General features: G+C 64.9%; 7 protein-coding genes. 4 read left to right on the top strand and 3 right to left on the bottom strand.

The annotated features are described in order from the left end of the window. Positions 1–149: 149 nt before the first annotated feature. The 3 genes from J3U95_RS17270 to J3U95_RS17260 all read right to left on the bottom strand — a co-directional run bounded on the left by J3U95_RS17270 (position 150) and on the right by J3U95_RS17260 (position 1,691). Entirely contained in the window at positions 150–329 is a 180-nt protein-coding gene (locus J3U95_RS17270; protein WP_208279902.1) for a hypothetical protein, read from the bottom strand. 154 nt (positions 330–483) lie between these two features. Continuing rightward, on the bottom strand, positions 484–1,239 hold the full coding sequence (locus tag J3U95_RS17265; RefSeq protein ID WP_208279901.1) for a hypothetical protein: 756 nt from the start codon (positions 1,237–1,239) through the stop codon (positions 484–486). Then, complete coding sequence (locus tag J3U95_RS17260; protein ID WP_208279900.1) at positions 1,236–1,691, bottom strand: rhodanese-like domain-containing protein; 456 nt, start codon at positions 1,689–1,691, stop codon at positions 1,236–1,238. The genes J3U95_RS17265 and J3U95_RS17260 overlap by 4 nt, the downstream gene beginning before the upstream one ends. 317 nt (positions 1,692–2,008) lie before the next feature. Here J3U95_RS17260 and glnA point away from each other — a divergent pair, with 317 nt between their 5' ends. From glnA to ntrC, 4 genes are all read left to right on the top strand, one after another. After that, entirely contained in the window at positions 2,009–3,424 is a 1,416-nt protein-coding gene (gene glnA / locus J3U95_RS17255; RefSeq protein ID WP_005668489.1) for a type I glutamate--ammonia ligase, read from the top strand. Positions 3,425–3,585: 161 nt separating this feature from the next. Then, positions 3,586–4,101: a DUF4124 domain-containing protein gene (locus J3U95_RS17250; protein ID WP_208279899.1), complete on the top strand. Its 516-nt coding sequence runs from the start codon at positions 3,586–3,588 to the stop codon at positions 4,099–4,101. A gap of 11 nt (positions 4,102–4,112) precedes the next feature. Next, positions 4,113–5,201, top strand: a complete 1,089-nt coding sequence (gene glnL, locus J3U95_RS17245; RefSeq protein ID WP_208279907.1) for a nitrogen regulation protein NR(II) — start codon at positions 4,113–4,115, stop codon at positions 5,199–5,201. A gap of 63 nt (positions 5,202–5,264) precedes the next feature. Beyond that, the gene (gene ntrC / locus J3U95_RS17240) at positions 5,265–6,779 is read left to right on the top strand and encodes a nitrogen regulation protein NR(I) (RefSeq protein ID WP_208279898.1); all 1,515 of its coding nucleotides are present in this window, start codon (positions 5,265–5,267) and stop codon (positions 6,777–6,779) included. The last annotated feature ends 57 nt before the right edge of the window (positions 6,780–6,836 follow it).

Below are 6,836 nucleotides of genomic sequence, written 5' to 3'. Positions count from 1 at the left end.
CGGATGAAGCGGGAACGATCTCCCGCTTCGATGGCAACTTCTTGTTTGTCATGTAAATCCTCCCGGGGCATATTGTCCCCTATTCGGAAGTCCATGAAACCCGGATCATCTCAACCTGACCCCGGTTTTACGGGGCCGCCGGGCCGACCCTACGCGTTTCGACGACGCGGGATGCCGCGCTCGTACCACGCCGGCGCGCCGGGAACGAGCGCGGCGCGCACCTCGCGGCGCAGGGTGGTGGCGGGAATCGCGTCGGCCGCGAGCTGGCGCAGGCGGTGAACGTCGGCGCGTTTGAACTTCGGGGTCAGGTCTGACAATCGGACAGACAATCGGGTCTGCCAATCGGGCACGGGCTCTGCAGTCCTTAACCAAAGCGTGATTGTCTCGAGCCTTCCAAGCTGTAATGATCTGCTTTAAGGCTGAGAACGTGTCCGAATGTCAGACCTGACCCCGGTTTTGTGTTCAGGGGCCGCCGGGTCGACGCTACCCGTTGCGACGGCGCGGGATGCCGCGCTCGTACCACGCCGGCGCGCCGGGAACGAGCGCGGCGCGCACCTCGCGGCGCAGGGTGGTGGCGGGAATCGCGTCGGCCGCGAGCTGGCGCAGGCGGTGAACGTCGGCGTGCCGGCCGCGCGCCGCCAGCACGTCCAGGATGGCGTTCACGTCCTGCACATAGTTGTGGATCTCGGCCGGAATGCTGGGCGCAGCGGTGAAACGCTTGCGGCGCTCGCGGAAGGCGTCCATCAGGTAGTCGGCATGCTGGCGGATGTTTTCTTCCGGGTTCGGCATCAGGCGTTCGGCCAGTTCGGCGTCGCCGGCGGCGATCACCTGCGGCAGCACGACCCGGATGCAGGAGGCGGCCAGCGCCGGCGCTACCTTTTCCAATTGCAGGAACAGGTCACGCGTGCGCGCCGGCTGGTCGCGCGCATGGTCGATCGAGACCACGTCGAGCAGGTGGTCGCGGTTGCCCTGGCCGGCCAGCAGCAGGGCGGTACTGCGTTCGCGCACCGCCTCGAGCGCCGCGTCGGCCGGTGGATGGGCCTCGGCCAGCAGGGCCCAGTCGGCGAGCGCATACGAACGGCGTACACCGGCCAGCGACGGATCCTCTTCCAGCGCATGCTCGTGGAACCAGGTCAGCTCTTGCAGCGCGGCGTCGTATTGCCCCTGGTCGGCCAGTTCGCGCGCCGTCACCAGGCGTTCTATGGGGTTGCTTACCCCTTCTTCCACCTGCGCGCTCATGCACCCACCCACGGCAACCCCGCCTTGCACCAGCCGCCGACCGTCTTGCGATGGCCTTCGCCATCCTTGTCACCCTCGAAGCCCTCGAGGATGTCGAAGGAATTCGCATAACCGAGTTCGGTCGCCACGCGGGCGCTGTGGCGCGAGCGCACGCCCGAGCGGCACAGGAACAGCAGGGTTTCATCCGGGCTTGCGACTTTTTCGAGCTGGGCGCCGAAGTCCGGGTTCGGCACGCCGCCCGGATAGGTGGCCCATTGCACCGCCGCATGCTGGGCGTCGGGGATGGCGACCCGGCCCACCCAGTCGCGTTCGGCATTGGTGCGCACGTCCACCAGCTTGACCTTCGGGCTGCTCTTGAGCAGCTCGAACGCCTCTTGCGGCGTCACCGCACCGGCATAGGGCTGACCTGCGCCGCGCTGGCGCGCTGCCTCGAGAATATTTTCTGTCGTCATGATCTTCGTTCCGTTTTTGGGCATTCGCTCATGCTGCACCACCGTGGATCAGTGTATCCTGCTCTGGAATGGTGCATCGTGACGCAATTGCACTCGATTGGTGCATTCGAGCTGCGCTGACAATCTTTCGACAAGACTGTCGATCGACGCGATTTTATGGGTAAACTGGCCCGTCCCCCAAGAACGATTTGTGCATGCCCTCATGCAAATAAGTTGGCACGTGGCATTTCACCAAGTTGGCATGCTTCGTGCTTCAACATGATGCAAGTTGTCGGTTCTCATGACCCGACTTCCTTTTTTCAATTAGGAGATTCCGAATGGCAAAGTCCGCCGCAGATGTAATGCAACTGGTCAAGGACAACGAAGTCAAATTCGTTGATTTACGCTTCGCCGATACCCGCGGCAAGGAACAGCACGTCACGGTCCCGGTGTCGCACTTCGACCTGGACAAATTCGAATCCGGCCACGCCTTCGACGGTTCGTCGATCGCCGGCTGGAAAGGTATCGAAGCCTCGGACATGCTCCTGCTGCCGGATCCGAACACCGCCAACCTCGACCCGTTCATGGAAGAGACCACGCTGTTCATGCAGTGCGACGTCATCGAACCGTCGGACGGCAAGGGCTACGACCGCGACCCGCGCTCGATCGCCAAGCGCGCCGAAGCCTACCTGAAATCGTCGGGCATCGGCGACACCGCCTATTTCGGTCCTGAGCCGGAATTCTTCATCTTCGACTCGGTCCGCTGGAAGATCGACATGTCGGGCTGCTTCGTCAAGATCGACTCGGAAGAAGCCTCGTGGTCGACCGACAAGGAATTTGAAGGCGGCAACAGCGGCCACCGTCCGACCGTCAAGGGCGGCTACTTCCCGGTCCCACCGGTCGATTCGTTCCAGGACATGCGCTCGGAAATGTCGCTGATCCTCGAATCGATGGGCATCCCGGTCGAAGTGCACCACCACGAAGTGGCCGGCGCCGGCCAGAATGAGCTGGGCACCAAGTTCTCGACCCTGGTCGAGCGCGCCGACTGGACCCAGAACCTGAAATACGTCATCTGGAACGTGGCCCACAGCTACGGCAAGACCGCGACCTTCATGCCGAAGCCGATCAACGGCGACAACGGCTCGGGCATGCACGTGCACCAGTCGATCTGGAAAGACGGCAAGAACCTGTTCGCAGGCGACGGCTATGCCGGCCTGTCGGAAACCGCGCTGTTCTACATCGGCGGCATCATCAAGCACGCACGCGCGCTGAACGCGATCACCAACCCGGGCACCAACTCGTACAAGCGCCTGGTGCCTGGCTACGAAGCCCCGGTCAAGCTGGCCTATTCGGCCCGCAACCGTTCGGCCTCGATCCGCATCCCGCACGTGGCGAACCCGAAAGGCCGCCGCATCGAGACCCGCTTCCCGGATCCGCTGGCCAACGTCTACCTGTGCTTCGCCGCGCTGCTGATGGCCGGCCTGGACGGCATCCAGAACAAGATCCACCCGGGCGAAGCCGCGACCAAGGACCTGTACCACCTGCCGCCGGAAGAAGACAAGCTGATCCCGACCGTGTGCGCCTCGCTCGAAGAAGCGCTGGAAGCCCTGGACAAGGACCGCGAGTTCCTGACCCGCGGCGGCGTGTTCAGCGACAGCATGATCGATGCCTACATCGAGCTGAAGATGAACGAAGTGCAGCGCCTGCGCATGACCCCGCACCCGGCCGAATTCGACATGTACTATTCGTCGTAATCGTCTGGCAAGTTGTTGTGCCTGCGCATCGCCAGCATTGACGGCGATGCCATGAAACGCGGGGAAAGCCATGGCTTTCCCCGCGTTTTTTGTTGCTTCGGGTATAGTCGGGCGCGACTACAATGCATCTTTTCGCCGATGCCAGCTACCGAGTGATAGGAATGACAAACATCGTTTTTCACGGCGCCGTGGCCATATTCGCCCTGCTGTTGTGCGCCTCGGCCCAGGCCCAGATCTACCGCTGTACGGACGCCAACGGCCGCCCGCTGTACACCGACACCAAGGTCGGCAAGTGCCAGCTGATCGACACCGGCTACAGTTCGCCGCCGGCTGCGTCGGCGCCGATCCCGGCCCCGCGTTCGTCCGGCGGATCGGGTGCGGCAAGCGCGCCGGCCCCGGCCGCCGCCAGCACCCCGTCCAGCTTCCCGCGCGTGGACAATGTGGTGCAGCGCGCGCGCGACGACGAGCGGCGCGAGATCCTGGGCGACGAATTGCGCATCGAGGAGCGCAAGCTGGCCGACCTCAAGAAGGAATTCAATAACGGCGAGCCCGAGCGCCAGGGCAATGAGCGTAATTACGCCAAGTACCAGGAGCGGGTGGCCTCGATGCGCGACGAGATCAGCCGTACCGAACGCAATATCGAGGCGCTGCGGCGCGAGATCGGCAATATCAGATGACCCTGCCACCCATGAACGACACTCCCGCCTTCGACGCCGGCGATCCGGCGCGCTACGCCGGCCTCGACCTGCTGGCCTCGGCCGTGCTGCTGACCGGCGCCGACGGCGAAGTGTTGTATGCGAACGCGGCCGCCGAGAACCTGATGGAGCTGTCGCTCAAGTCGCTGCAGCGGCATCGCCTGCCCGAGCTGTTCCAGAACGGCGCCGAGCTGGCCGCCCTGATCGGCCAGGCGCTGGCCCACCAGTACGCCGACCTGCGCCAGGACCTGACCCTGCAGCGCAACAACCGCGAGCCGCTGCACGTGAACAGCATCGTCAGCGCGCTGGGCGACGGCACCCTGCTGATCGAGCTGCGCGAGAACGTGCAGCAATTGAAGCTCGACCGCGAGGAGCGCATCCTCGACCAGAGCCAGGCCAACAAGGAACTCATCCGCAACCTGGCGCACGAGATCAAGAACCCGCTGGGCGGCATCCGCGGCGCGGCCCAGTTGCTGGAACTCGAGCTGCCGCCGCACCACCTGCTCGAGCTGCAGGAATACACGCAGGTGATCATCAAGGAGGCCGACCGCCTGCAGACCCTGGTCGACCGCCTGCTGGCGCCGCACCGCAAGCCCCACATCGTGGGAGACGTCAATATCCACGAAGTGTGCGAGCGGGTGCGCAGCCTGATCCTGGCCGAATTCCCCCAAGGCTTGACGATCAAGCGCGACTACGACGCCTCGATTCCGGAATTTCGCGGCGATTTCGAGCAGCTGATCCAGGTGGTGCTGAACATCGCCCACAACGCCGCCCAGGCCCTGTCCGGCCGCATGGCCCAGGGCGATGCCGAGATTGTTTTGCGCACCCGCGTGGCGCGCCAGGTCACCCTGGCCAAGGTCCGTTACGGGCTGGCATTAGACTTGCATATCATCGACAATGGACCGGGCATCGCGCCCGATATCCGCGACCGCATTTTCTATCCGCTCGTATCCGGGCGCGACGGCGGGAGCGGCCTCGGGCTGACGCTGGCGCAAACCTTCGTGCAGCAGCACCTGGGGGTGATCGAGTGCGAAAGCCGGCCTGGACTGACGGATTTCCGTATCCTGCTGCCCCTGCCATAAGCGCGGGCGAGCAGGGCGCCGACCAGTCCTTTATTGAATCCATGTTGCGGGAAGCACGAATACATGAAACCAATCTGGATTGTCGACGACGACGCATCGATACGCTGGGTGCTCGAAAAAGCCCTGGCGCGCGAAAGCCTGGAGACCCGCAGCTTCGCCAACGCGCGCGAGGCCCTCACCGCCTTTGAAACCGACACCCCGCAGGTGCTGGTATCAGACATCCGCATGCCGGGCGAGTCCGGCATCGACCTGCTGCAGGCCGTCAAGGCCCGCCATCCCGGCCTGCCGGTCATCATCATCACCGCCTTCTCGGACCTCGATTCGGCGGTGTCCTCGTTCCAGGGCGGCGCCTTCGACTACCTGGCCAAGCCGTTCGACATCGACAAGGCGGTGGCGCTGATCCGGCGCGCCCTCGAGGAGAGCCTGCGCGAAGCCAGCGTCGAGGCGCTGCCGGCCGAGACGCCCGAGATCCTGGGCCATGCGCCGGCGATGCAGGAGGTGTTCCGCGCCATCGGCCGCCTGTCGCAATCGAACGTGACCGTGTTGATCACGGGCGAATCGGGCACCGGCAAGGAGCTCGTGGCGCGCGCGCTGCACAAGCACAGCCCGCGCGCGGCCCAGCCCTTCATCGCCCTGAACACCGCCGCGATCCCGAAGGACTTGCTGGAATCGGAACTGTTCGGCCACGAGCGCGGCGCCTTCACCGGCGCCCAGGCCATGCGGCGCGGCCGCTTCGAGCAGGCCGAGGACGGCACCTTGTTCCTCGACGAGATCGGGGACATGCCATTTGACCTGCAGACGCGCCTTTTGCGCGTGCTGTCCGACGGCCACTTCTACCGCGTCGGCGGCCACCAGCCGGTGAAGGCCAATGTGCGCGTGATCGCCGCCACCCACCAGAACCTCGAGCAGCGCGTGCGCGACGGGCTGTTCCGCGAAGACTTGTACCACCGCCTGAACGTGATCCGCCTGCGCCTGCCGTCCTTGCGCGAGCGCAGCGACGACATCCCGATCCTCACGCGCCACTTCCTGGTGCAGAGCGCACACCAATTGGGCGTCGAACCAAAGCGCATGAGCGAGCAGGCGATGCGTTTCCTGTCCGGCCTCGAGTTGCCGGGCAATGTGCGCCAGCTGGAAAACCTGTGCAACTGGATCACCGTGATGGCGCCCGGCCAGACGGTCGAGATCAAGGACCTGCCGCGCGACCTGACCCAGGGCCAGGCCGGCGCACAGGCCAATCCGGTGCCGCTGGCCGATGGCGTGGTGGGGGCGGGCGCAGGCGGATCGGGGCTGGGCGGCATCGGCGCGGGCGGCTATGTGATGCAGGTCGCGGCGCAGGCTCCGGCTTCGCCCGACGGCTGGATCGACCTGCTCGAACTGCAGGCCGCCGGGATGCTCAGCGCGGGGCAGATGGACGTGATGGACATCCTGGGCCGCCAGTTCGAATCGGCGCTGATCAGGACAGCCCTCAAGCATACGCACGGACGCAAGAACGACGCGGCGATGCGGCTAGGGATCGGGCGCAACACCATCACGCGCAAGATCGTGGAACTGGGGATCGACGGCGCGCGCGAGGAGTAGCGTCGCAATAAAGTCTGATGGTGAAAAGTGCGGCGGGTGGTGTAAGCTCCTGCATCG

The sequence above is a fragment of the Massilia oculi genome (assembly GCF_017582745.1).
Taxonomy (GTDB): Bacteria; Pseudomonadota; Gammaproteobacteria; order Burkholderiales; family Burkholderiaceae_D; genus Telluria; species Telluria oculi_A.
Note: the sequence above shows the minus strand (reverse complement) of the source record. Positions and strands in the feature narration are given on the sequence as shown.